The organism is Streptomyces sp. NPDC001606 (genome assembly GCF_053596835.1).
The window spans coordinates 1-24,166 of the sequence record NZ_JBSFHC010000039.1 but is presented as its reverse complement, the minus strand read 5'-3'; the positions used below and the strand labels follow the sequence as shown (position 1 = coordinate 24,166).

Here is a 24,166-nt window from a genome sequence, read left to right as displayed (position 1 = left end):
ATCTTGTAGACCATCCCGTTGATGACCTGCCGGTCTTCCACCCGCGGCCGCCCTGTGGCAGCCCGCGGTATCAGCGGAGCGAGTAACTCCCACTCCTGATCGGTGAGTTCGTGACGGCGTACCACTCAACCATGATCCACCATCTGAGGATCTTTGAAGACGGACCCTAGATCCGGCGAAGATCATGGGCGGAGCCAGAGTCGGATCGAGGCGACGGCGTTGATCGTCCGCTCGACTTCGTTGCTTCGCTTGTAGATCGTCTTGTCGAAGCCGACAGGTCGGCCGCCCTTGCTGCCGTGGGCTTGGCAGTTGGCCCGCTGGTTCTTCGGTTCGGGGATGGAGCGCTTGATCTGGCGTCGGCGCAGATAGCGGCGGTTGCGACGGGAGGAATACGCCTTGTCGCCGCCGAGATGGTCGGGCCGAGTGCGAGGGCGTCTGCCACTGGGGCGGCCAACGCGGATGCGTTCCATGACCGGAATGAGCTGTGGAGCGTCGCCCCATTGGCCCGGAGTGATCAGCAGGGCCAGGGGGTGGCGTCCCCCCTCACCGGCGAGGTGGATCTTGCAGGTCAGGCCGCCCCGGGAGCGTCCGAGTCCCTCGTCGGGGCGGTGCTGCCGGGGCGTGCGTCATCCCGGCGCTCGTGGCGGTTCCCCACGAGCGCCGGCGGCGTGCTGATGGGCCCGGCAGGAGGTCGAGGCGACGCTCACCATCGACCAGTCGATCCGCCTTCCGCATCGGGGTTGGCCAGAGACGGCCGCGAAGCTCCCCTCCCAGGTGCCGTCCACCGACCAACGTCTGTGCCGTTCGTACACCGTCTTCCGTGGACCGAAACGCACAGGTAGATCCCGCCATGGCACCCCAGTGCGCGGTCGGTACAGGATCCCGTTGACGACCCTGCGGTGACCGGCCCGACGGCCGCCCCGATTCCCGGACTTCGGCAGGTGCGGCTTCAGCCGGGCCCACTCCTCATGCGTGAAATCTCCCCGCCCCATGCTCATGCCAACGGCCCGAAGCCGAGAGGGTCACATGATCCGCCGGACAGGCGCTGACCGTCGTGCTGCGCGGCGATGCTCGAACGCCATGAGCGGCTTCCAGATCAGCACCCTGACGCCCACCGAGGAGCGGCTCTGGCACGCTTACCCCACCGGTGCCCTGGTCGACCTGCGCTCCGGACCCGACGACGGCCCCGGCCAAGCGACGTCGTGGCCGTGCACCCGCGACAATCGTGCCGAGGTGATCGCCGCGCTGCTGACCGGCAGCGGGCCCGATGCGAATGGCGGCGGCGCGGGCATCAAACTGTCCGGCGTCCGTGTCGTCGGCCGACTCACGCTCGCCTACACAAAAGTCCCCTACGCACTCGACTTCGAGCACTGCTGCTTCGACGACGGCCTGGACCTCATCGAAGCCGAGACTCGCAGCGTGCGTCTGCGCGGCGGATGCCGTGGTTCCGCAGGCCGGCGGTCTGGCGCGGTCCAATGCCACGCAGGGCCTCAACGGGAAAGAGGCCCAAGGCAGTCGGCGATCTCGTCCGCGGCGATGGCGGGGACGCCTCCCCGGCGGGAGACCAAAGACGGTCGCAGCGACCGTAATCATGGGCCGATGCCGACTCGGACGTCGACACCGAGGCGGGAGACGGACCTGCCCCTGAGTATCCCTTCAGGGTGGGCCGCATCGGTGCCGTGGTAGCGCAGGGCTCATGTGAGGCCGCCGGCCCCGCCCGGGCCACCGACCCCCGTCATCGCCAGGGTGTTCGCCGAGTCCGACCGGGGCGAGCTGGCGCACCTCGTCGGTGTGGTGCGGCGCAGCCTCTTCCAGTTCGGCTACGACCCGGAGACCTGGCGGTCCCCGAAGGACGCCATGGCGCAGCGCTTCTACCTCTGGAAGCGCGACGCCCGTAGCTGAACCCGCCCTCCGGACACCGGTGCCGGGCCCGCACACTGCCGCCGCCAAGCATGCCCGGCCGGGTTGCCACCCTCCCCCGGCACGCTGCCGTCGGCGATGATCTGCGCGCTCTGCCCCCGGGTGAGCCGTGTCTCACCGCGGCAGCGTTGCTATGCAACGAGGTGCATAGCAAGATCGAGGGCATGGCGCTCGAGCATGCGATCCTCGTTTCCCTGCTGGAGAAGCCGGGCTCAGGCTATGAGCTGGCCCGGCGGTTCGAGCGGTCCATCGGGTACTTCTGGACCGCCACTCACCAGCAGATCTACCGTGTGCTCAAGCGCATGGAGAGCGACGGCTGGGTCGACGTCCAGGACGTCCCGCAGTACGGGCGTCCGGACAAGAAGGAATACTCCGTTGCCGGACCCGGACGGGACGCGCTCTCCGCGTGGCTCCACGAACCGACCGAACCCGAGAGTGTCCGGCACGACCTGGCGGTGAAGATCCGGGGTGCCGCCTTCGACGACCCGGCCGGCCTGATCCACGAGGTCGAGCGGCACCGGCAGGCGCACATGGACCGCCTCGCGCACTACCTCGCGGGCGAGGCCCGTGACTTCGGGGACCCCGGCGCGGACGGTCCGCTCGACGCCGAACGGGAACTCCAGCACGTCGTGCTGCGGGGCGGTATCGCGTACGAACGCATGATGATCGCCTGGCTCGACGACGTCCTCACCACACTGGCCCGCTTCGACGCCGAACACTGACCTGCCGAGCGGGCCTTCACCGGGACCGTGACCGTGCCCGGCCCGACCCTCATCCATCCCAGCCGAAAGGCGGCATCCGTGACCGACGCGCTGCTCTTCAACCCGCGCACATACGACCCCGCGCACTTCGACCCGGAGACCCGCAGGCTGCTGCGTACCACCGTCGACTGGTTCGAAGAGCGGGGCAAGCGCCGGCTGACCGAGGACTACCGGACCCGCGCCTGGCTCGGCGACTTCCTCGCCTTCGCCGCCAAGGAAAATCTCTTCGCGACCTTCCTCACCCCCGCCTCCGCCGCAGAGGGCGAGGCCGACAAGCGCTGGGACACCGCCCGCATCGCCGCCCTCAACGAGATACTCGGCTTCTACGGCCTCGACTACTGGTACGCCTGGCAGGTCACCATCCTGGGCCTCGGCCCCGTCTGGCAGAGCGACAATCCCGCTGCCCGGGCCCGCGCCGCCCAACTGCTCTCCCAGGGCGAAGTGTTCGCCTTCGGCCTGTCCGAAAAGGCCCACGGCGCCGACATCTACTCCACCGACATGCTGCTGGAGCCCGACGGCAACGGCGGCTTCCGGGCGAACGGCTCCAAGTACTACATCGGCAACGGCAACGCCGCCGGCCTCGTCTCCGTCTTCGGCCGGCGCACCGACATCGAGGGCCCCGACGGCTACGTCTTCTTCGCCGCCGACAGCCGTCACCCCTCGTATCACCTGGTCAAGAACGTCGTCGACTCGTCGAAGTACGTCAGCGAGTTCCGCCTCGAGGACTACCCCGTAGCGCCGGAGGACGTGCTGCACACCGGCCGTGCCGCCTTCGACGCCGCCCTGAACACCGTCAACGTCGGCAAGTTCAACCTGTGCACCGCCTCGATCGGCATCTGCGAGCACGCGATGTACGAGGCCGTCACCCACGCGCAGAACCGGATCCTCTACGGCCGCCCCGTCACCGCCTTCCCGCACGTGCGGCGCGAGCTGACCGACGCCTACGTCCGGCTGGTGGGCATGAAGCTGTTCAGCGACCGCGCCGTCGACTACTTCCGCAGCGCGGGTCCCGACGACCGCCGCTATCTCCTCTTCAACCCGATGACGAAGATGAAGGTGACCACCGAGGGCGAGAAGGTCATCGACCTGATGTGGGACGTCATCGCCGCCAAGGGCTTCGAGAAGGACAACTACTTCGCCCAGGCCGCTGTCGAGATCCGCAGCCTGCCGAAGCTGGAGGGCACCGTCCACGTCAACCTGGCGCTGATCCTCAAGTTCATGCGGAACCACCTCCTCGACCCTGTCGCCTACGAGCCCGTCCCGACCCGTCTCGACGCGGCCGACGACGACTTCCTCTTCCGGCAGGGGCCGGCCCGCGGCCTGGGATCGGTACGCTTCCACGACTGGCGGCCGGCTTTCGACGCGTACGCCCACCTGCCCAACGTCGGCCGGTTCCGTGAACAGGCCGACGCGCTGTGCGAGTTCGTACGCACCGCCGCGCCCGGCGAGGAGCAGAGCCGGGACCTCGACCTGCTCCTCGCCGTCGGCCAGCTCTTCGCACTCGTGGTCCACGGACAGCTGGTCCTGGAGCAGGCGGCCCTGGCAGGCCTCGACGAGGACGTGCTCGACGAGCTGTTCGCCGTCCTCGTACGGGACTTCTCCGCGCACGCCGTCGAACTGCACGGCAAGGACTCGGCGACCGAGGAGCAGCAGTCCTGGGCACTCGGTGCCGTTCGGCGCCCGGCGGTCGACGAGGCGCGTTCGGAGGGTGTCTGGCGCCGCGTCGAGGCACTGTCCGGGGCGTACGAGATGATGCCCTGAGGCCCGGACGATACCTCCGACCGCTTCGCGGAGTACGACGGTGGCCGCCGTACTCCGCGAGCTCTCGGCCGGTCAGTGTGCCGCGGTTTGCCCGAAGGCCGACGGGGCTCGGGAAGAACGATGCCCGTGGACCGTTCCAGGACCGCCGTCGGCGCGTCGGAGCGTCCAGCTCGTCAGGGCCGCCCGCGGCGGCGGGACCAGGTAGGGACAGTGGGCGGTTATCTGCCGCGCGGAGTCACTGACGTCCGCGGATCTCGCCCGGGTGGTGCCGGACTCAACGAGAAGCGGCGCCCCGGCGGTGGGCCGGGGCACTGCGCTGGTACGGCCGGTGGTCACCTGCGGCGGTCTCCCGCTGGCCGGGCGCGTTCGTCGTCGCCGTAGCCGCCGGCGGCGCCGCGGTCCCAGTCCGCGACCAACGTGGCGGTCGCCCGGTGGCGGGCGATGGAGCTGTGGCCACTCGGAAGCGGCGGACCGCCCGGGGCGCTTGCGGTCGGCCAGGCCCGGCAGGCCCAGGTCGGCGAACCGGCCCCCGCCACGTGCGCACGTGCCCACGTGCACTCCCACCTCAGCGGCGATCCGCGCGTTGGACCTGCCCCGAGCCGCCCGGAGCACGAGCTGCGTCCGCAGCCTGGCTCGGTACTCGGTCTTAAGGCCCCAGGCCGCCTTCTTCAACCGGTGCCGCTCGGCAGAGGTCAGGACTATCGGGCGCGTGGCAGCAACAGGCAAGGCAGGCAAGCCGGTCGGAAGAAGTGGATCAGGACGGCCGCAGCCTGGCGCATCCGCTTCCACCTGGGCTCGGGCTGTGCTGGGGCAGCGGGCCCGGGCGCTCACAGTGATTGCGGAGGGCGTCGACAACGATCAGGCGGCTCAGGAGAGTTCGTGCCGAGTTCCGTCGGCGACTGCGTGGAGCTTGTCGGGGTTGGCCACGTTGTGGATGGTCGAGATGCGGCTTTCCGGGTCGAAGTCGAAGGTCAGTGTGGCGACCACGCAGTCGGGGCCGCGGAAGACCACGCCCGGCCCGCCGTTGATCCAGGTGAGCTCTGCCCGCATCTGCCCGGGCTCGATGCCCTGGTAGGTCGCGGTGCCGAGTGCGGCGAACCAACGGGCCACGGTCTCCAGGCCGACGACCGGCTTGAGGGCCTGGCGGACCTTGCCGCCGCCATCGGTCCACAGCGTCACGTCCGGGGAGAGCACCTCCATGAGGGTGTTGATGTCGCCGCCCGCCGTCGCCGCGAAGAAGCGCTCGGTGACGTCGCGTTGGCGGGCGCGGTCCGCGGTGAAACGGGGCCGGCGGGCCTGCACGTGCTCGCGGGCGCGGTGCGCGGCCTGCCGGACCGCCCCCTCCGAGCGTTCCACCGCCTCCCCGATCTCCGCATAGCTGAAGGCGAAGACCTCCCTCAGCACGAAGACCGCGCGCTCCAGGGGACTCAGCGTCTCCAGCACAACCAGCAGGGCCGTGGAGACCGAGGCCGTCGTGGCAACGCCGTCAGCTGTGTCCGGGCCGGTGAGGATCGGCTCGGGGAGCCATGGCCCGACGTAGGTCTCGCGCTGGTGGCGAGTCGAACGAAGCCGCTCCATCGCCAGGTTGGAGACGATCCGGGTCAGGTAGGCCTTGGGGTCGGCGACCTGGGAACGGTCGGCCGCGGACCACTTGAGCCAGGCGTCCTGGACCGCATCCTCGGCATCGGCGGCGGTGCCGAGGATGCGGTAGGCGACGGAGAAGAGAAGGGTGCGGTACTGCTGGAAGGCAAGCTGGTCGGGGACGGCCTGCTGCGGCTGGGTCACTTGGCGCTCCGAATCCGGGTGTAGCGGCCGCCGTGCGGCCAGAACGCGCCCGAGGCGGGCATCTTCTTCATGCGGGCGAAGGCCGGCCATGGCGCGGAGGTGACCGTCTCCTTGTACTTCGCGGCTCGCTTGCCGGTCAGCACGATCCGGCGCGGGCTGTCGTCGGGGTGGGTGAACTGCACGACGGCGTCGTTCCGGCCCAGACTGACAGGTGTGTGGTAGTAGCCGAAACGGAAGGGCTTGGGCTCCTTGCCGGCCAGCACCCGCAGGATCGACAGGGCCGCGTGCACGCCGGTGGGCATACCCCCCTGACAGGTCCCGTGCATCACGCCGTAGCCCTGACGGATCGCCGCCGCATCGCCCACGGCATAGACGTCCGGGTGAGAGACCGAGCGCAGCGCGCTGTCGGTGACCACACGGCCGCGCTCGTCGACGGTCAGGCCCGCGGCGGCCGCCAGCGGCGAGACACGAGTGCCGCTGGTCCACAGCACCGCGTCCGTCGGGATGCTGGAGCCGTCCGCAAGCTCGGCACTGTCCGGCAGCACCTTGGCCACCTCGACGCCGCTTCGCACCCGCACGCCGAGCCGGGCGAGCGTCGCGTCCAGGTAGGCCTTGGCCTTCGGGTGCATGCTCGCGCCCGGCTCCTGCCGGCCCAGCAGCACCACCTCGAGCTCCGGGTGCCGCTCGGCGATCTCCGCGGCGGCCTCGACGCCGGTGAGGCCGCTGCCGCCGACCACGACGGTCCCACCATCGAGCCGGGTCAGCCGGTCGGCGAGGATGGCGGCGTCCTCCGGGCTGTTGAGGGTGTAGGCGTGGTCGTCCACGCCGGGGACGGCGACGGTGTCGGCGATGCTGCCCAGGCCGTACACCAGGGTGTCGTAGCGCAGGACCCGGTCGTCGTCGATCCGGACAGTCTTCGCCTCGGCGTCCACGGCGGTGACCCAGCCACGGACGAAGCCGGCGCCGGTGCCGTCCAGCAGCTCCGGGATGTTCATCTCGGCCGTCTCCTGGCCGGTGGCGGTCATGTGCAGTCGGAGCCGCTCGGTGAAGGTGTCGTAGGGGTTGACCAGTGTCACTCGCAGGTTTCTGCGTTTCCTGGTGCGGGCCGCGAGCTGGATCGCGGCGGAGAGCCCGGCGTAGCCGGCGCCCAGGACCAGGACCTCGTGCTGCTGCGCTGCTGTCGCGTTCATCGCTCTGCTGTCACTTTCGTGTCGGTCGTTCCCGCTGTGCGGACGACCACCAGACGCAAGCTGCCCTTCTGTTCGTGACGTGGGACAGATATGACCCGCGTCACATCGAGAGGAGACAGCGTGCGGGGCATCAGCACTCCGAGCACCGCGACGCGCTGCATTCCATCATGATCGACTGGCTTCGCAAGGGAACTGACGGAGCAACAGGAGCCGCAGGTCAGCGGCAGGGCCTGGTGCTTCCACGCCGCCCGCGAGCACGACCGCCCGCCTCTACGCCACCACCGACCAGCGGAACAACGCGCCCGCGGGTGATCGAGGACCCCGTCCAGGCCCGTCGGCGCCCCAAGCGGGAGCGCTGGGCCGACGTGCCGGCGGTCGCGGTCAAGACGCCGTGGTTCGCACCTGCCGTCGGAGACGACGGTGGGTCACCAGGCGACAGGGAGCTGGAGGGGGAAGCGGCGGATGGTTGCGGTGTCCCAGCGAAGTTCGTGGGCGGGTACGGCAAGGTGCAGGCGGGGGAAGCGGGTGAGGAGGGCGTCGACCGCGATGTGGAGTTCGGCCAGTGCAAGGGCTGTGGCGGGGCAGTGGTGTCCGCCCCAGCCGAATGTCATGTGGGGGTGGGCAGGGCGGTGGGGGTCGAGTACGTCGGGGTGAGGGAAGACAGCAGGGTCGCGGTTCGCAGTCAGGTATGACACGTGCACGTAGTCGCCGGCGCGGATGCGGCTGCCGCAGATTTCCACGTCCTCAAGGGCCAGACGGGGGATGCCGACGCCTTTGCGGAACGGCAGGTAGCGCAGGAGTTCGTCCAGGGTGGGAGGCAGGTTCTCGCGGTGGTGCAGCAGGTGTTCCCATTGCCCCGGGCGGGTCAGCAGGGTATAGGCGATGTTGCTGATCTGGCAGGTGGCGGTGTCGTTGCCGCTGAGGATGAGCGTCAGCGCCAGGACGGCCGCCTCCTGGTCGCTCAACGGGTCCTCGTCGTCCGGGCCGGGGGCGGTCAGCTGGCTGACGAGGTCGTCCCCCGGCGCTGTGCGTCGCTCCGCGACCAGGGCGGTGAAGTAGTCGCGCAGGTGTGCTTTGGCGGCTGCGGCTGCCTGCTGTGCCGTCGGTGAGGTGGCCAGCATCTGCTGGGTGTGATGCAGCAACTCGTCCCGGTCGGCATCGGGCACGTCCAGCAGTTCGCAGATGGTGTGGCCTGGCAGACGCGCAGAGAGGTGGTGGGCGAGGTCGGCCGGCGGCCCGTGCTCGGCCATCTCCTCCAGCAGGCGGCCGGCCACGCGCTCGATGGCCGGCTTCATCCGTTCGACGTTCGTGTGGGTGAAGGCCGCGGCGGCCGGGCGCCGCAGCCGGGTGCTGTGGGGTGGGTCCAGGACATTGATCGACTCGGCGGAGACGATGGGCTCCGGGGTAAGGCGGGGGTAGTCACGGCCGACGATGGCGGCGCGGCTCAGGCGCGCGTCGGTGGTGACCTGCCGGACGCCGTCGTAACTGGTGACGAGCCAGGCCTCTCGCTCGCCGTACGGCAGACGGATGCGGGTGATGGGTCCCTGCTGCATGAGGCGGGTCAGCAGGGGATCGAAGTCGAGGCCGTCACTGAAGTCGAAGGAAGCAGAGACCACAGGAGGAATCGCCAGGGACTCGGCTGCGTCGTCGGGCCATGCGGGTGGGTGGGGACGGCCGGATGGCGACACCTCCCGCCCAGCGGACATATCTGGCATATGTCGCATTCTGCGTCAGGTGCTGTGCCTTCGCACTCCTTCCGAGCCGAAACCGATGAAGAAAGCGGTGAACGATGCCCTCCGACCCCTCTGCCCCCGTCGAGGCAGCAGACGCCGTAGACGTTCTCATCGGGCCGGCCCGACCGGCCTTGCCCTCGCGGTCGACCTTGCCCGGCGCGGCGTACGCACTCATATCGTCGAGGCGGCCGAACGACCGTTCAACGGCTCACGCGGCAAGAGTCTGCAGTCTCGTACCCAAGAGGCGCTGGACGACATGGGCGTCATGAACGCGCTGCGGGAGTCCGGCAGCCCCTTCCCGCCCATGCAGACGTGAAGCAACGGCCTGCGCGACGGCACCTGGCGGCTGATGGAACGCGATCCTGAGGCGCCCCAGTCGCGGTACCCGGTGCCGTGGCTGGTGCCGCAATGGCGCACGCAGGAGATTCTGCGGGACAGGCTCCTGGAGCTGGGCGGGACAGTGGAGTACGGCACTCGGCTGACATCCCTGGACCAGAGCGGCCAGCAGGTGCACGCTGAGCTGACACGAGCCGACGGCAGCCGCAGGACCGTGAGCGTGCCGTACCTCGTCGGCGCCGACGGCGGACACAGCACCGTCCGCGAGACGCTCGGCATCAGGATGAAGGACGAGGGCGGCTCCCTGCACGCGGCGGTGGTCGCGGACGTCCGCGTCGACGGCCTGGACCGCGACCATTGGCACATCTGGCCGGACGCACCGGGTGGAGAACTCCTGCTCTGCCCGCTGCCCGGCACCGACATGTTCCAGCTCAACGCCAAGGCAGATGGGGAGGAGCGCGAACTCACCCCGGCACGCATCCGGGATCTGATCTCCACCCGCACCCACCTGCCGGCAACAGCCGTCTCCGACGTGGAATGGACCTCCTACTACAAGCCTCGCACGGCGCTGGCCGAACGCTTCCGCGACGGCCGGGTCTTCCTCGCCGGCGACGCCGCCCACGTCCACCCGCCCGGCGGCGGCCAAGGCCTGAACATCGGCGTCCAGGACGCGTACAACCTCGGTTGGAAGCTCGGCCAGGTCCTGCGCCACCGCGCTCCCGACGCCCAGCTGGACAGCTACGACGCCGAACGCCGCCCGGCAGCCCACAACGTCCTGGAGCTCAGTGCCCGCCTCTACCGCCCTGGCCGCAATCCAGCAGACAGCCCTGAACGCGCCCGCCACCGGACCCGCCTCACCCTCCTGCTGGTCCACTACCGCAGCAGCCCCCTGAGTACCGAATCCCGCGAACAGCTCTCCAGCACCGTGTGCCAAGCAGGCGACCGGGCTCCCGACCTCGCATGCACCCTGGTGGACGCGTCCGCCCCCGATGGCGGGCAGTCACTCCTCGAACTCCTCAAAGGCCCTGACTTCACCCTGCTCGCGGTCGACACCACACCACCCCAGGCACCACCAGCCGTCCGCACCCTCGAGGTCCACGGCGGTGCCCTGGCAGAAGCACTCGGCACGGGACTGTTCCTGATCCGCCCCGACGGCCACATCGGCTTGGCCACCCAGAACCCGGCACACCTGGAGCACTACTACGCCAAAGTCGGACTCACTGCCTGATCCAGCCCGCAATCTCACGGGTGACCAGCGGTTCACTCACTTCCGCACCCGCACGTCGGCGCACTGCGCTCGATGAGGCGGGCTCCGGCGCCGACACGCTCAGCCGCCCGGCGCGGGCCTCCGGGCGGCAAGTACCGGCGGACACCTCACCACGGTCGACACCCGTGCCGCACGACCTCACCGGACCGCCCTGCGGCAGAGCGCCGCCTCACGCAGTGGCCGGCTGACCACACCCACTCGGCCCGGCCGCAGTCATGCGACGTGCTCAACCCGCCACCACCCGGATGAGGCTGGGCCAGCGGCCAAAACGCCGGGACAGCCGCTGCGCACACCCGCGAGCCGCCTGCCCCCGGCGTCGCATTGCGCCGAATCGGGCACGCTCCTTCCCCGCGCGGGCCAGCATGGGCAGGAGCAGTGCTGCGATCGTCCGCGACGGCGTCGGAGGCCGGAGGCAACATGAGTGCTGAGCGAGAAGACCAACCGAGGACGACCCCGATCCTTCCCCACCAACGGCGTGCCTCCGGGAACACGTTGACCGTGACGGGCCGCACCCTGCGATTCCTGGGGTACGCCCTGGCCACCGGATGCGGATCCGTGCTGCTGAAGCACTTCGTCATCGCGCCCGGACCGCCGGTCAGCCACATCCCCTGGGTCCTGCGCCTGCTGATCATGCTGGGCATCCTGGAGGGCGGATGGCTCGTCTTCCGCGCCAGTCGCAAGGTGGTGGTCCGGGGCAGGCGGCACCGCATCCGCGTCATCACCGCCTTCGAGGAGTTACGGGGCGAGCGCTACATCCTCTATCTACGGCCCTTCGCTCTCGACACCCGGATGTCGCTGCCCCCTCCCGAGGCTCCGGGATGGTGGACGCGCTCCCCGTATGAGCTTCCCGGACTCACCATGGAGGACTTCCTCGTCCGCCAGTTCACCCGGCACGGCAGGGTCGTCGCGGTGGGGGAACCCGGCGAAGAACTGCCTCTGCTCGGCGCGCAGCGCGGCTACCTGCCGCTCGACGGCTGGGAGAGGACCGTGAGCGAGCTGATCCAGGGTGCTCACTCCGTCCTCATGTCCGTGGCGCCGGGTCCGGGAACGGTGTGGGAGTTCACCGAGGCACTGCGCACGATGCCTCCGGAACGGCTGGTGCTCATGGTCTGCTGCGGACCCGAGGAGTACGACGCCTTCCGTACGGCCGTCGTGGAGAAGTACGCCGTCCGGAAATCCGAGGAGCCGGGCAGCACTTGGGCTCCGCTACCACGGCTACCCGACTGTCCCGCGCGGCCCCCGGCCTCGAAGCGTGAGTGGCAGTCGCCGCTCAGGGCCTTCGTCACCTTCGACCAGCAGTGGCAGCCGCGCCTGCACTGGTTCGTCGTCACGGTTCCGCGGATTCGTCACGTCTGGACCATGCGCAGGCTGGTGCGCGAACGCATCGACGCGGTAGTGGGCGCGTGGGCGGCTCTGCCGCCACGGCAGGCTTCCCCGGACACGATCCCTCCGCCGGCACCGGTCGTCACCACCCCTCCCCCGCCACCCGTCCCCTCCCCGCTGCCGCCGCAGCCCTTGCTGGGCAGCACAGTGGTCGGGCTGAACGTCAGACCACCAGAGCGCAGAACGCGACGACGTAGGCGACAGTGAAAATGACCGGCACCCACTGCTCGACGTGGGTCAACGGCACGTACCGGCTCCACTCGCGCCCCTCGCCGAGGCCCGCCCGCTCCGCCCTGGAGTAGGCGTACGCCGGGCAACCTCTGCGCGAAGGCGCCGATGCCCTCGAACTTGGCCGCGTTGAGCTGAGTTTGCAGGGCTTCGGCGGCTCAGCGGCGGCGGGTCCAGGAAGTAGCGAGTGAAGCGGCCCGGTAGCCGGGGACCGATGCCGCGCTGAGGTTTTGTGCGACCGCTGCCGGCTCGACGGGCGCGGGGGCCACCTGCACGCAGGCGGTCTTGGGCTGCGTGGTGCTCTGTCCGAATCGGCAGGCCACACCTGTCAGTCTGATAGTGATGAAGTCGGCGATCTGCGCGCCGAACTCGATGGGCTTCCCGTTGATCTTGATGTCACCAACAGTGAAGCCCTTGTCCTGGGGTACCTCGTAGACGAACCGCACAGGGTGGGTCTCGTCGCCGCGCTGCCTGATCCAGTAGTCCTTGGGATCGGAGCCGTCCGGGGTGGCCCAGCCGTCCGTGGCCAGGTTGTCGAAGTAGAGACCGACCGGGTCGGCGAGGGAGACGTCCGCCTTCTGTCGGGCGAGGTCGTTCACGGCTCCGCCGATGTGCGGGTCGCTGTTGCGCTCGGGCTCGCCGTACTTGCTGCAGTGGATGAGTTCCTGCTCGGTGGTCAGCTCGTTGCCGTTGATGACCCGCACGATGGTCGCTGCGGCCGCGAGTTCGATCTCGGCGCCGAGGGTGTTGTTGGACTGGATCAGATGCATGGCGCCGTCCGTCGTGGAGTCGTTCCACCGGTTACGTGGGTTGTAGGTGCCGGTGGCTCCGAAGAGGTCGCTGTGCTGGACGTTCGGGTTGATGTGCCTCTGGTAGAGCTCAAGAACCTTGGCGGGGTTCGACTGGGCGAGCAGATGCCAGTACTCGGGGCCCTCGCAGGTGAACATGACCTTGGTGATCTTCCCGGCGGCATTGCGGGTGACGCTCCACTCGCAGTACTCGTCCTGGACGTCCCGGCTGGCGTCGGCCCGCTTCCACCGCTGGGCGTCGGCGAGAGACTGGATCTTGACCAGACGGGGGAAGGCCGTCCAGGTGACGGTGGCCTCCTGGGCGTCGGCCGCTGTGTCGGTCTTGGTGAGGTTGTAGAACTGGCTGCGAGGGCTGTCGTTGAGCACCTCATGGGGATCGGGGCCCGTGATCGAGTTGTCGACCCGGTCGCTGATGAACATGTTCCAGGCCTTCAGGCCGGTCTCGTCGAGATCGTCGAGGTGTCCGGGCGGGCCGTAGGAGGCGAGTAGGCTCATGGGGCACTCCTTCGCTGAGAGGTGGCCGGGGGCGGATGAGCCGCGGATGGCGGCTGTCAGGAGGTGGACGCGACCGTGCCGTCGTCGTTCATCCTGAGCCGCGGGGCGCTCGCGGGGATGTTGGTCGTCGGCAGCGTGAGCTCGAACTCGTTGAGCCGCATCGCCTTGAAGTCACGGCGGCGGGACTCTGCCAGCCGGACGTAGTCGTCGAAGCCGGCAGACTCCCGGATTCGTTGGCCGATGTGACCGAGGTAGTCGTCGATCCGCTGGGCGAAGGCCTTGGGCCAGGTGTCGTCGGCGAGGACCCAGTCTGCGGCGAAACGGCCTTCAGGGCTGCTGGGCGGCAGACTCGTGGCGGCTTCCAGGATCGCCTGTGCGATGTGTTCCTGTAGCTCGGTCACGGCGGTCGGCGTGGTGGGGACATGGTTCATCAACTGCTCCCGGTCTGGGCTGAAGACCGGGTTGGTGAAATCGACCATGAACGCGCAAGCGGCGAACTTGGCCGTGATCAGGCCCTGTTCCACCATCTGTCGTACCACGTCGTTGTCCTCGCAGGCCGGCTCCGGTACGACGAAAGCGAAGAAGGTGTCGCCCGGCTGGGAGAAGCCGCTGCTCTTCTCCTCCAGGGAGAAGCCGAAGGTTGCAAGGCTCTCAACGTAGTGGGCGGCCGGGGCCATGGGAGGAAGGGCGGCCGTGACGGGCAGTTCGAGATCACTCAGGAGCGCGTCGCTGTTCAACCAGAAGCTCGGGGGCAGCAGCAGGTCACCGCTGGAGCGGGTGATCGTCGAACTCTGGGTCGCCGTGCTCGCCAGATTCACGGCGGTCGTGGTGAACAGATGGCGCATCAGCTGCTCGGGATGCTCCACGATGCCGTCCTGTGTGACGGCTGCCAGGCGGGCGGCGGTCCAGCGGCTGATCAGCGCACGGACGGTCAGTTCCAGGTTCTCGGCGCCGATGACCTGCTGATAGAGCGGGTCGTCACGGAAGGGGTCGTCCGGGGCCAGCCGAATCGCCGCCGCCTGGGACTGCCAGTTGCTCCAGGGCGCCTTCAGCTCCTTCATCACGACGCTGCCATTGATGTGGCTGTCGAAGCAGCCATGGCCGCGGGAGCCGGGGGCGAGAGCGGACCACGAGTTGCCCGCCCACACCCACACGGGGCTGATCCGCATGTAGTAGTTGAAGACCTTCGCGGCCGCATCCCAGGCGGCAACCTGCAGAAACGTCGCCGCCGGATCCTCGTTCGCCCCCGTGCTCACCAGCAGGTCCACGTCCGGGCCGGTGGCGGCGCGAGCGACAGCGAACCGCATGGCACGCGGCAGCTCGGGGGCGGAGCCGAGCGGGATCTGCCCGGCCTCGCCGATCAGATACACGGACTGGTTCGCTTTCGTCGCCGGCTCGGGCAGCCCAGCGAGGAGATCCTGCACCGTCAACGGGAAGGTGCCCTTGCGGAAGAACAACTCCGCCATCGGATCCCCCAGCTCCGCCAGCTCCTGGGCGGCCAGAGGACGGGCGCGCTGGTCGACGCCCACCACGAAGCGGTACAGCCTCGGTGCCTCCCGGTCGTCGACGTCCGCGTCGCCCAGGGCGGCCACGACCGCGCGGCTGGTGGGGCATGTGATTCCAGGTGGGGAGCCGCTGGTCTCGGCGATGCGAGCCTTGTGCAACCAGGCGGTTGCCCGGCGATGCTCTCGTATGCCGTCCACTGACTCGACCTTTCGTCGCCCGCCTCTGTCCAGCGAGGTGTGAGCGGTGTGTCAGGAGGGGCCTGAGCCTCGCACTCCATGAACAGTCTGCATCGCCCGAGGCCATGACGCATCCGTAGCCGTGGCCGGCTGCGTACGTGGCCAGTGGTGGCCCTCGGGCCCGCCCGTGCACATGGAGACGTTCAGCTCCTGAAGTACGGTGGCGATCGGATTGCCGACCGTGCTCGACCCTGCGCCGGCGAAGAGTAGCGCCACCACCAACTGGTGTCGCCGACGGTCGGAACCGGCCAGACCCGCAGATCCGCGCACTCGGCATCAGCAGGCCGCGACAGCACCTCTTCAGCACGCGGCAGCGGCATGACCACACCGCCCTCGGAGTACTCACTCCGCCAGCCACTCGCATCGATCAGATCGAGGACCGCCTGCCAATCCTCAACCAGAGTCCCAGCGACCCACACATCCGGAAGGCACCCCTCCCACTCAAGGTCGAAGAAGTCCTTCACGTCATCCCACAGCAGCTCAGACACCAAGCAATGCTGACCCCACCGGCAACACAACGCACCCTGGTTTCCTTGACGCAGCCCATAGGGTCCCCCGCGTGCAGAAGACGCGTACAGAAGGCAGAGGAACCGGCGAAGCGTCCGAGGCGGCCATGACGTCCGCCTCGGACGCTGTGGATGCCTGTGGCCTCAGGGCGTAGGCGCGGCGACACCCTTGCAGGTCGTGTCCTTGGCCGGCAGCTTCCCGGTGAGCAGGTAGCTGTTGCCCTGGGCGTCCATGCAGGAGTTGCCGTCGAACAGGTACTGGCCGTGGTTGCCGCCGTCCGCCACGACGAGCCGCGAGCCGGTCATGACCTTGTGCATCTGCTGCGCACCGACCAGCGGCGTAGCCGCATCGTCAGCGGCCTGGAGCAGCAGCACCGGCGGGACGTTCGACGAGCCGATCTTCACCGGCTTGACGGGCGCCGTCTTCCAGTAGGCACAGGGTGCGCTGTACCAGGTGTTCAGCCAGGCGAACAACGGTGCCTTTGCCGCCGACGCGACCGTGTCCTTGTGCCAGGTGTTCCAGTCCTGGGGCCAGGCGTCGTCCACGCAGTTGTACGCGAGCTGCGCCGCGTTCACGCCGCCGCCGGACGCCAGCTGGTCCGCGGCGGCGAGCAGAGCGCTCGTGTCACCCGCCTGGTACTTGGCGACCATGTCGGCAGCCGATCCCCACTCCACGTTGGTGTACATGGCGGAAGCCAGCAGGTCATCCAGCTCGGCGCTGCCGACCCGGCCCCCGGCGGGGTGCGCGTCCAGCTTCTCGCGGGCCGCCTCCCACGCGGCCGAGACCTTGGCCTCGGTGGCGCCCATGTGGTAGCTGCTGTCGTACTTGGCGACCCAGGTGAAGAACTGCTCCGCACGCTTCTGCAGCGCCGGGTTCTGCTGGAACTGCGTGGCGTACGTGGTGACTGTCGGGTCCACCACGCTGTCCAGGATCATGCGGCCGGTGCTCTGGGGGAACAGCGTCGCGTAGGTGGCGCCCAGCTTCGTACCGTACGAATAACCGAGGTAGTCCAGCTTGGTACGGCCGAGCCCGGCGCGGATGGCGTCCATGTCGCGGGCCGCGTTCTCGGTGGTGATGTACGGCAGCAGAGCACCGGACTTGCCTTGGCACTGCTGGGCGATCTTGCTCGCGACGTCGCGGCGCTTCAGCTCCTGCTGTGCGTTCGCCGGGGTGTACGGCGAGGCGGGGTGATTGATCAGGCCGGAGGTGTCCCCGCAGGAGACCGGGGTGCTCGCGCCGACCCCTCGGGGGTCGAAGCTGACGACGTTGTACTTCTCGGAGAGGTTCTGCGGGAGTGAGCTCCACACCGTCTTGGCCAGGGAGATTCCTGATTCACCGGGCCCGCCCGGGTTCACCACCAGGGTGCGCTCGGCGTTCACGGCACCCGCGATCGACAGCGTCAGCGTGATCTGACGGCCGTCCGGCTTCGCGTAGTCCAACGGCACCTTGAGGGTGGAACAGTACGTGCCGCGCGGGGCGTCCGAACTCTCTGGGCAGGCACCCCACTTCAGGGCCGAGGCCCCTTGCGAGGCGGCATGCGCGGACTCAGGCAGGACCAGGGCGAGCGCCCCGAGCGCGGCGGCCACGGCGACGCCGCGGCGGGTGGGCTTGAGGATCACGAAGACGTCCTGTTCTGCGGTCAGTTGCGATCTGATGCTGGTGAACAGGATGAGAAAAAAAGCGACGCGGTTGCCTCGAAAGAAAGCTTCACCGACGTCCGAGAAAGACCGGATTGGTGAACGCCGCAAGCGCCCCGGGAACCGGCCCCGCCGCCGTCTCATGGCGCAGTTCCGCCCGTACATACGCCGCGTGCGCCGGGGTCGTACGCCACTCGGCCACCCCCGAACCGGAAACCGGCAGCGGATCGCTGGTGAACAGCACCCCCTGGTCGGTGACGAAGCGGATCGTGCAGCGGGGCGCGCCCGCCACCTCCAGACGGACCGTCACCGGAGTGTCGGGGGAGACCTCCAACCGCTCGCCGAGCAGGCCCTTGTCGTTCCGGGCACCGAGGCCAGCGCGCTGATCGTGCCCGGCCTGGCCGCCCAGCTCGCCGCAGCCCACACCCAGCGCCGCCAGGCCGAGCAGGAGATCGCCGCCCTGCTGGAGACCCTCCCTCTTTTCCGCCTCCTGACGTCTCTCCCCGGCCTGGGCGTCAGGACCACAGCGGCCGTGATCGTCGCGATCGGTGACGGCACCGGCTTCCCCACCGCCGGACACCTCGCCTCCTACGCCGGACTCGCGCCCGCCACGAAGTCCTCGGGCACCTCCATCCGCGGCGAGCACGCACCCCACTGCGGCAACCGCCTCCTCAAACGCGCCCTGTTCCAGGCCGCGTTCGCCGCGATCGGCTGCAAGTCCGACCCGTCCTCCCGGATCTACTACGACCGGCAACGCGCACGCGGCAAGACCCACACCCAGGCGATCCTCCGCCTGGCCCGCCAGCGCGTGAACGTCATCCACGCGATGATCCGCACCGGGGCCCTCTACGAACCACGCACCCCGGGCGACGTCGACCTCGCCGCATAACGACGACTCCACCGCCCCTACCCTCCGGGCCCCATCACGCCCGCGCACCGGCACGGCCACTCCGGCCCTGCCGGCCACCGGGCTGCCCATCAGCCACCCGATCCGCCGGGAACATCCCGCTTCGCGGGACGTTCCCGAAAACCAGGATCAACCCCTACAAGCCGACCCCACCAGGGTGACGAAACAGATAGGGGCACCCCCCCCGTGCCCAGTCAACGCACCACCCGCCCCACCGCTTACGGGACAACCTCTGGAGGCGCCGGGGCCGATATGCGGCTTCGCGGGGCGGGGCGCATGATGGGGCTGAGGGAAGGAGAGGCGTCATGCCCAAGCTTTCGCTCTTTTCCAACAACTTCCCCGATTTCTTCATCGTCGAACGGAGCGGCGACGTCGATATCTCCAAGATCGAAACGGATGACGACCGGCGCAACGCCACTTTCGAGTGGACCGGCCCCGCGTTGGACTTCGGCGAAACGGGACGGCTGGTGCGAGCCACTCTCCCGCTGGGCTTCTGTCTCCGGATCGACGCGCTGGAGGGGTTCCGCGTAGTCGGCAAGTTCTTCACCGGGATCATCGACCCCGACGTCGCAGAAGAGGTTCGTGAGGATTCGACTTTTGTCCTTGAAAGAGCGGAGATCGACCCGAACCAGGCCTCGTTCCGGTCCGTACGGTTCCCCGACCGTTTCCTCCGGCACCGGGACTTCCACCTCTTCGCGGAACCGGTGAACACCCCCGGAGAGCTTCAGGACGCGTGCTTCAGGATCGCCCCGCCGCTCTCCTCAGAGGCGTGACGGGTCATCACGCCACGGCGCTGCTGCTGGCGATGGCCTACCTGACCGCGCGCCGGACCCGCTCCCGGAAGGCGGCGGCCGCGTGGTGGGGTGCGACGCTGGCCCTGTCGGGGGCTGGTCGCCTCCAACGGCGTGTACCGGGGTGAGCACTGGGCGGGCCACCGGCGGCACTGCCGGCTTCGCCCTCGGCGCCGCGGTCGCCCTCGCCTTCGTCACCGTCGACCTCGGCTATGGCATGCTCCGGCGCGCGGGGCGACAACGGCAGCGCCGACGTGGCGGCCGGTCCGGCAGGGCGGTGACGCAGGCGCCGCTGAGTGACGCCGCTGACCCGGGCAAGAGCTACGCGGCCGGGCCCCCAGGGCCGTCCATTCCGGGGAGGGGGAATCTCTGCCCCGGCACGTTGGGCGACGGCCGGGGAAAGCTGCCGTCCGGGGCGTGCTGCTGAGAGACGGGGGGATGACCACGCAGCGGATGCCGTTCCCTGCCCCCGGACGAACACGCGCCCTCCTCTTCGTCGGTGGCTAGACGAGTAGTTCCTATTGCGGGGTTCACGGACGCAGGGAGGGTGTCCAACATCGGGTTGTGACGACCGAGTTAGACACCCTCTTGACCGCACTGTACGTGCACATCGACGACCGCTTGAAGACCTCGCGCCGGCGTGGTCGGCCGCCCCGGCTGACCGACGCCGAACTGGTCCCCCTGGCCGTGGCCCAAGCCATGCTGGGCTTCCACTGCGAGGCCCGCTGGCTGCGCTTCGCCCACGCCCACCTGCGCGGCCTGTTCCCCTACCTGCCCCAGCGGCCCGCCTACAACAAGCGCCTGCGGGCCGCGCTGGGCTTGGTCAAACGGGCCATCCGGTCCCTGGCCGAGGACACCGACCTATGGCTGGACCCGCTGTGGATCGTGGACTCCACACCCGTCGAGTGTGCCCGCTCCCGTGAGACCGTCAAGCGCTCCGACCTGGCGGGATGGGCGAACTACGGCTACTGCCGCTCCCACTCACGCTTCTATTGGGGTCTGAAGCTGCACCTGGTGTGCACCCCCGCCGGCCTGCCGGTCACCTGGGCTCTGGCCGACCCCAAGATCGACGAACGGCAGGTCCTGGCCGCCCTGATCGACAATGAACCGCACCTGACCAGTGACCGACCCGGTCTGCTCATCCTGGCCGACAAGGGTTACATCGCCGCCGAGCTCGACCGCTTCCTGGCAGCCCACGGCATCAGCCTGCTGCGGCCCTCCTACCGCAACCGCGGCACCCCACGGCCGGGAGAAACCCTGCTCAAGACGGTCCGTCAGCTGATCGAGTCGGTCAACGACACCCTCAAGGGCCAGCTCGACCTGGAACAGCACGGCGGCCGGACCATCGAAGGCGTCGGCGTTCGCGTGGCTCAGCGGATCCTGGCGATGACCTGCGCGATCTGGCACAACCGCGCCATCGGGGCACCTGTCACCCGCTCACTGATCGCCTACGACCACTGAGCCACATCGGAACTACTCGTCTAGGCCGACATGCACGACCTCGTTCTCCACCGTGGCGGTCCTGCACTCCCTGATCACGATGGAGGTCGTGCAGCGCGACCGGATCCCGGACGCGGGCAAGAAGCCGCCGCACCAGCTCATCAAGCAGGGCGTCGCCGAGGGGACCTGACGGCCCGGCAGGCGGAGTGCCTGACCGTCGAGAGAATCTCAGTTACGCCACGGCCAAATGCGACGGCTACAGCCGAAGACAAGACCTCCTTCAGAGCGCGCAAAGGACACCTTAATTAGTGCCACAGCTGGTAGTTGCCGCCGTTGCCGGGCAAGGCGTAGACGCTGCCGCTGGCGTTGCTGTCCAGGTAGTAGCCGGTCGCCTTGTTCCGCAGGCGCCAACCGTTGCCCTGCCACTCCTCGTACCAACGCTCGTAATCGTTGTTGGGCTTGCAGTTCTCCATGTAAACGCTATTGTCCCAGTAAGCGGTCAGGCACACGCTGGAAACCCCGTATGGCGTTTCGATATAGCTGCCGTCGGACTGCTGGAAATCGCTCCAGTCATAAGGCCCGTTGTACCAGGTGTGGTCGTGCGTCTCGACCGCCGATTCCGTGCTGGGCTCGTAGACCAGGTATTTCCCGGTGGCATCGTCATGCCAGGTGACCTTCGGGTCCGAAGCGTGCGCTGCGGGCGAGCTGAGAATCGTGCTGGCCGCGACGGCCGTGACGGCGACGACGAGCCGCGATATGTGCTTCTTCATGATGTCCTCTCATGTAAACAGGGCGGCGGCAGCGTATCCAAGATCAAGTTCTTAGTGCTACCGCTTTACCGATGTTTCCCAAGGCCGGAGCCGGTCGACCCCGCCCGCATCGGCCGCCGTGTCGTCCGGCAAGAAGGACAGCAAGCTGCACGGGCTGTCCGACGCCCAGGCATCCCGCTGGCGGTCGGCGTCTCCGCCGCGAACGTCGATGACACCCACGCCCTGCAGCCGCTGATGAAAGGGATCCCGGCGATCCGTTCCCGGCGCAGACCGCGCCGCGGTATACCGGGCCGGCTGCGGGCGGACCAAGCGTATTGCTCAGCCGCCCATCGGGCCTGGCTGCGAGAACGAGGCATCGTTCAGCGAGGTTCAGGCCGCGCCGATCGGCGGGCGTGAGCAGGTCCGCCCACTCCGGTTCGCCGAGGATGTCGTGAAGCACCAGGGTGTTTACATATTCTCTGAACTCGCGGTTGCTGGACCGGAGTTGTGGGTAGAGCCAGGGTGGATTACTGGATGTCGGCTCTGGCCGGAGATTGCATGCGCCTGAGCGCATGGGGTGCCCAGTTTGCGTCGCCATCCAGCACGGTTCCCCTTGAGGGGCTCATCTGGAGGTCGACACATGTCTGTGTGGCTGTCACGCCCTGTTCTGGTTGCGTCGCTTGCGCTGCCCCTTTTGGCCGTCGTGGTGCTGTCCGCGCCGGCGTGGCTGACCTGGCCTTTCCTGCCGGCTGGGCGCCAGGAGGTGGTGTTGGCGGTCCTGGACCGCCTCGTCCAATGGACTCGGGTAGCGGTTCGTCCAATGGACTCGGGTAGCGGTGCCGCGCGCTGGCGGCAGCACGGAGCGGGCCGTGGTCAAGTCGTCCAGCCTGCCCAGATGGGCCTGCTGTGAGCGGAAGGGCTCAGCGCAGCCGTCGCGCGCGCAGCACCAGGTCGTCGGTATGGTGCGCGCCGGCGCCGCCGTCGGGTGCCAGGCGTGGTCGCTGCTCGTTCACCTCCACCGTCCAGTCGTCGGTGAGCAGGGCGGCAACCATCGAGGGCCAGACGTAGTCAGCCGGGTCGAAGCCGCTGTCGTGCGCCTGCCGGGCGTCCATCCCCGCGTGGTGTACGAGCAGCAGCACGCCGCCGGGCGCGACGGCCGCGAGCAGCGCTCGCTCGGCTGCGGCGTCGGGAGTGCGCAGCAGGGCCGGATACTGCGCGGAGACCAGGTCGAAGGAGGCTGGCGGGAGCGCCGCTTCCGTCAGCGCGGCGTGTACCCAGCGAACGGAGACGCCTGCGTCCCGCGCGTGCCCGGCCGCCCGCTCCAGCGCCACGCCCGAGACCTCGAGCGCGGTCACGTCCCAGCCGCCGCGCGCGAGCCAGACGGCGTCCGCGCCCTCGCCGCAGCCGACGTCGAGCACCCGCCCGGGCGTGAGCCCGGCGACCTCGGCCACAAGCGCACCGTTGGGCTGGCCGCTCCACAGCTGTTGCCGGTCGGCGTATCGGTTGTCCCACTCCGCCCGCACCGCGGGGTCCCCGACGTATCCGTCGCCGGGCAAGGGAGTGTCAGACGCGGGCGATCCCGCTGTGATGTTGTCGGTCATGGGCCCAACGTCACCCATCGTGGCCCGGTCACGCCACTGTTGTTGCCGCTCCGGCAAAACGGCGTCCAGGGGGCGAGGAACGGCCGGGCGCAGTCGAACTGGAGATCATCGAATGAGACCGGCTGCGGCACCCTTGACCTGCGCGGTCATTCTTCGATGGCACAAACCGTCGTCAATCAATCTTGGGTGGCACTCGGGCAAGGTTCGCTGTCACAGGTCAGCCTGGGAGAGGTCAGCTCGCCTCTGAGCGGGCGCGGGCGAGGAATCCTGCGAAGGCTTCGGCGGCTTCGGGCCCACTGGTGGAGAGCCGGGCGGCGAACGCCGACTCGTCGACGTCGGCGCTGGGGCCCGGCGGGCGACTTCGGCGAACCGTGCGGTGTGCGCGAGGACCGGCGGCGGAAGAAGGCCGGGGCGATGGCGGCGTCGCGGGCGGCCGGGTCGCGGTGGTGCCCGAGGTACGCGGCCAGGGCGTGGGCGAGCCACGCGTCGACGTCCGCCTGGGCATACCCGCCGGCTCGCAGGGTCAGCTCGTCGCGCACGGCTTCGTCCCGTGGCGGGGGTCGGTTTGCCTCAGCGTGCCGAGGTCGCGCAGCGCTTGGAGCTCGTCGGCGCGGGCGGCGATGCGCTGCGCCTCGCGTACGGCGGCCTCCCATTCGGCGGCGGCTGCGGCTACGGCGGCGAGCTCGGACTGGACGACCTCGTCGGCCGCCGGCCACCCTCTCCAGACAGCTCGAACCGCCTGGTGGCACGGGGGGGCGATCACACGCCACCTGCCTGCGACTCCGCAGGCTCCGGTCGCACGTCAACGGCCGGCGGGTCAGGAGGTCACCGAGGCGCAGTTGCGAGACCGGATCGGCGGGCGAGGCCGCCCGGCGTACCTTGCGAAAGTAGCCCGAACGACGGGCGGCGGGAGCCTTTGCGGTCATACGTGTGCGCCCCCGCCGGGGGCGGGGGCGTGAGCACGTGGGGCGTGGGGTGCGGCCGGTGGGCCGCTGTAGGGGGGCGCCTGCCTTAGAGACTGAACGGCTTAGTACCAGCCGTTGGCCTGCCAGAAGGACCAGGCCTTGACCGGGCTGCCGTAGCGGGAGTTCATGTAGTCCAGGCCCCACTTGATCTGGGTGGCG

At 69.1% G+C, this 24,166-nt stretch carries 20 protein-coding genes and 4 pseudogenes; 11 read left to right on the top strand and 13 right to left on the bottom strand.

Going from position 1 to position 24,166, the window contains the following annotated elements:
• Together ACWCV9_RS37145 and ACWCV9_RS37140 are read right to left on the bottom strand one after the other, a co-directional pair.
• A partial coding sequence (locus ACWCV9_RS37145; RefSeq protein ID WP_450793386.1) for a transposase occupies nt 1–125 on the bottom strand: 125 nt, incomplete at its 3' end.
• Between the two features lie 57 nt (nt 126–182).
• Nucleotides 183–992 (bottom strand): annotated as a pseudogene (locus ACWCV9_RS37140) (IS5 family transposase).
• 88 nt (nt 993–1,080) lie between these two features.
• On the opposite strand from ACWCV9_RS37140, the gene ACWCV9_RS37135 reads away from it, so the two are divergent.
• The 4 genes from ACWCV9_RS37135 to ACWCV9_RS37120 all read left to right on the top strand — a co-directional run bounded on the left by ACWCV9_RS37135 (nt 1,081) and on the right by ACWCV9_RS37120 (nt 4,442).
• A complete protein-coding gene (locus ACWCV9_RS37135; protein ID WP_450793382.1) occupies nt 1,081–1,686 on the top strand; it encodes a hypothetical protein in 606 nt (201 codons plus the stop codon).
• 12 nt (nt 1,687–1,698) lie between these two features.
• Nucleotides 1,699–1,902 carry a TcmI family type II polyketide cyclase gene (locus tag ACWCV9_RS37130; RefSeq protein ID WP_450793380.1) on the top strand — a complete coding sequence of 68 codons (204 nt, stop codon included), beginning with the start codon at nt 1,699–1,701 and terminating at the stop codon, nt 1,900–1,902.
• A 182-nt stretch (nt 1,903–2,084) separates the two neighbouring features.
• Nucleotides 2,085–2,642, top strand: coding sequence for a PadR family transcriptional regulator (locus ACWCV9_RS37125; RefSeq protein WP_450793378.1), 558 nt, complete (start codon nt 2,085–2,087; stop codon nt 2,640–2,642).
• A gap of 78 nt (nt 2,643–2,720) precedes the next feature.
• Nucleotides 2,721–4,442 (top strand): acyl-CoA dehydrogenase family protein, encoded by a 1,722-nt coding sequence (locus ACWCV9_RS37120; protein WP_450793376.1) that lies wholly within the window; start codon nt 2,721–2,723, stop codon nt 4,440–4,442.
• Between the two features lie 867 nt (nt 4,443–5,309).
• Here ACWCV9_RS37120 and ACWCV9_RS37115 read toward each other — a convergent pair.
• The 3 genes from ACWCV9_RS37115 to ACWCV9_RS37105 all read right to left on the bottom strand — a co-directional run bounded on the left by ACWCV9_RS37115 (nt 5,310) and on the right by ACWCV9_RS37105 (nt 9,033).
• Complete coding sequence (locus ACWCV9_RS37115; protein WP_450793374.1) at nt 5,310–6,227, bottom strand: RNA polymerase sigma-70 factor; 918 nt, start codon at nt 6,225–6,227, stop codon at nt 5,310–5,312.
• Nucleotides 6,224–7,417 carry an NAD(P)/FAD-dependent oxidoreductase gene (locus ACWCV9_RS37110; protein ID WP_450793372.1) on the bottom strand — a complete coding sequence of 398 codons (1,194 nt, stop codon included), beginning with the start codon at nt 7,415–7,417 and terminating at the stop codon, nt 6,224–6,226. Before ACWCV9_RS37110 ends, ACWCV9_RS37115 begins: the two co-directional genes overlap by 4 nt.
• A 425-nt stretch (nt 7,418–7,842) precedes the next feature.
• The gene (locus tag ACWCV9_RS37105) at nt 7,843–9,033 is read right to left on the bottom strand and encodes a cytochrome P450 (RefSeq protein WP_450793370.1); all 1,191 of its coding nucleotides are present in this window, start codon (nt 9,031–9,033) and stop codon (nt 7,843–7,845) included.
• Here ACWCV9_RS37105 and ACWCV9_RS37100 point away from each other — a divergent pair.
• Both ACWCV9_RS37100 and ACWCV9_RS37095 read left to right on the top strand, forming a co-directional pair.
• Nucleotides 8,945–10,714 (top strand): annotated as a pseudogene (locus tag ACWCV9_RS37100) (FAD-dependent monooxygenase). The gene ACWCV9_RS37105 and the pseudogene ACWCV9_RS37100 overlap by 89 nt on opposite strands.
• A gap of 537 nt (nt 10,715–11,251) precedes the next feature.
• The gene (locus ACWCV9_RS37095) at nt 11,252–12,343 is read left to right on the top strand and encodes a hypothetical protein (RefSeq protein WP_450793368.1); all 1,092 of its coding nucleotides are present in this window, start codon (nt 11,252–11,254) and stop codon (nt 12,341–12,343) included.
• A gap of 179 nt (nt 12,344–12,522) precedes the next feature.
• Here the strand turns inward: ACWCV9_RS37095 and ACWCV9_RS37090 are convergent, their stop codons facing one another.
• The 5 genes and pseudogenes from ACWCV9_RS37090 to ACWCV9_RS37070 form a co-directional block, all read right to left on the bottom strand.
• Nucleotides 12,523–13,668, bottom strand: coding sequence for a hypothetical protein (locus ACWCV9_RS37090; RefSeq protein ID WP_450793366.1), 1,146 nt, complete (start codon nt 13,666–13,668; stop codon nt 12,523–12,525).
• Nucleotides 13,669–13,724: 56 nt separating this feature from the next.
• Nucleotides 13,725–15,260, bottom strand: coding sequence for a hypothetical protein (locus ACWCV9_RS37085; RefSeq protein ID WP_450793364.1), 1,536 nt, complete (start codon nt 15,258–15,260; stop codon nt 13,725–13,727).
• A 383-nt stretch (nt 15,261–15,643) separates the two neighbouring features.
• Nucleotides 15,644–15,898: pseudogene (locus ACWCV9_RS37080) on the bottom strand (hypothetical protein); the annotation flags it as partial.
• Between the two features lie 162 nt (nt 15,899–16,060).
• Complete coding sequence (locus tag ACWCV9_RS37075; protein WP_450793362.1) at nt 16,061–17,536, bottom strand: alpha/beta hydrolase; 1,476 nt, start codon at nt 17,534–17,536, stop codon at nt 16,061–16,063.
• 88 nt (nt 17,537–17,624) lie between these two features.
• Nucleotides 17,625–17,900, bottom strand: a pseudogene (locus ACWCV9_RS37070) (CehA/McbA family metallohydrolase); the annotation flags it as partial.
• Nucleotides 17,901–17,942: 42 nt separating this feature from the next.
• On the opposite strand from ACWCV9_RS37070, the gene ACWCV9_RS37065 reads away from it, so the two are divergent.
• The 4 genes from ACWCV9_RS37065 (at nt 17,943) to ACWCV9_RS37050 (ending at nt 20,713) form a co-directional block, all read left to right on the top strand.
• Entirely contained in the window at nt 17,943–18,443 is a 501-nt protein-coding gene (locus tag ACWCV9_RS37065; protein ID WP_385842411.1) for a transposase, read from the top strand.
• A gap of 323 nt (nt 18,444–18,766) precedes the next feature.
• On the top strand, nt 18,767–19,234 hold the full coding sequence (locus ACWCV9_RS37060; protein ID WP_385845391.1) for an AbfB domain-containing protein: 468 nt from the start codon (nt 18,767–18,769) through the stop codon (nt 19,232–19,234).
• Nucleotides 19,231–19,380, top strand: coding sequence for a hypothetical protein (locus ACWCV9_RS37055; RefSeq protein WP_450793360.1), 150 nt, complete (start codon nt 19,231–19,233; stop codon nt 19,378–19,380). Before ACWCV9_RS37060 ends, ACWCV9_RS37055 begins: the two co-directional genes overlap by 4 nt.
• Nucleotides 19,381–19,816: 436 nt before the next feature.
• Nucleotides 19,817–20,713 carry an IS982 family transposase gene (locus tag ACWCV9_RS37050; RefSeq protein WP_450793358.1) on the top strand — a complete coding sequence of 299 codons (897 nt, stop codon included), beginning with the start codon at nt 19,817–19,819 and terminating at the stop codon, nt 20,711–20,713.
• A 284-nt stretch (nt 20,714–20,997) separates the two neighbouring features.
• Here ACWCV9_RS37050 and ACWCV9_RS37045 read toward each other — a convergent pair whose 3' ends face one another.
• Nucleotides 20,998–21,462, bottom strand: coding sequence for an RICIN domain-containing protein (locus tag ACWCV9_RS37045; RefSeq protein WP_450793388.1), 465 nt, complete (start codon nt 21,460–21,462; stop codon nt 20,998–21,000).
• On the opposite strand from ACWCV9_RS37045, the gene ACWCV9_RS37040 reads away from it, so the two are divergent.
• Nucleotides 21,355–21,858, top strand: a complete 504-nt coding sequence (locus ACWCV9_RS37040; RefSeq protein WP_450793384.1) for a transposase — start codon at nt 21,355–21,357, stop codon at nt 21,856–21,858. The genes ACWCV9_RS37045 and ACWCV9_RS37040 overlap by 108 nt on opposite strands.
• A 503-nt stretch (nt 21,859–22,361) precedes the next feature.
• On the opposite strand, the gene ACWCV9_RS37035 is transcribed toward ACWCV9_RS37040, so the two are convergent.
• Nucleotides 22,362–23,042 (bottom strand): class I SAM-dependent methyltransferase, encoded by a 681-nt coding sequence (locus ACWCV9_RS37035; RefSeq protein WP_450793356.1) that lies wholly within the window; start codon nt 23,040–23,042, stop codon nt 22,362–22,364.
• 1,027 nt (nt 23,043–24,069) lie between these two features.
• On the bottom strand, nt 24,070–24,166 hold a 97-nt coding region (locus ACWCV9_RS37030), incomplete at its 5' end, for an aggregation-promoting factor C-terminal-like domain-containing protein (RefSeq protein ID WP_450788068.1).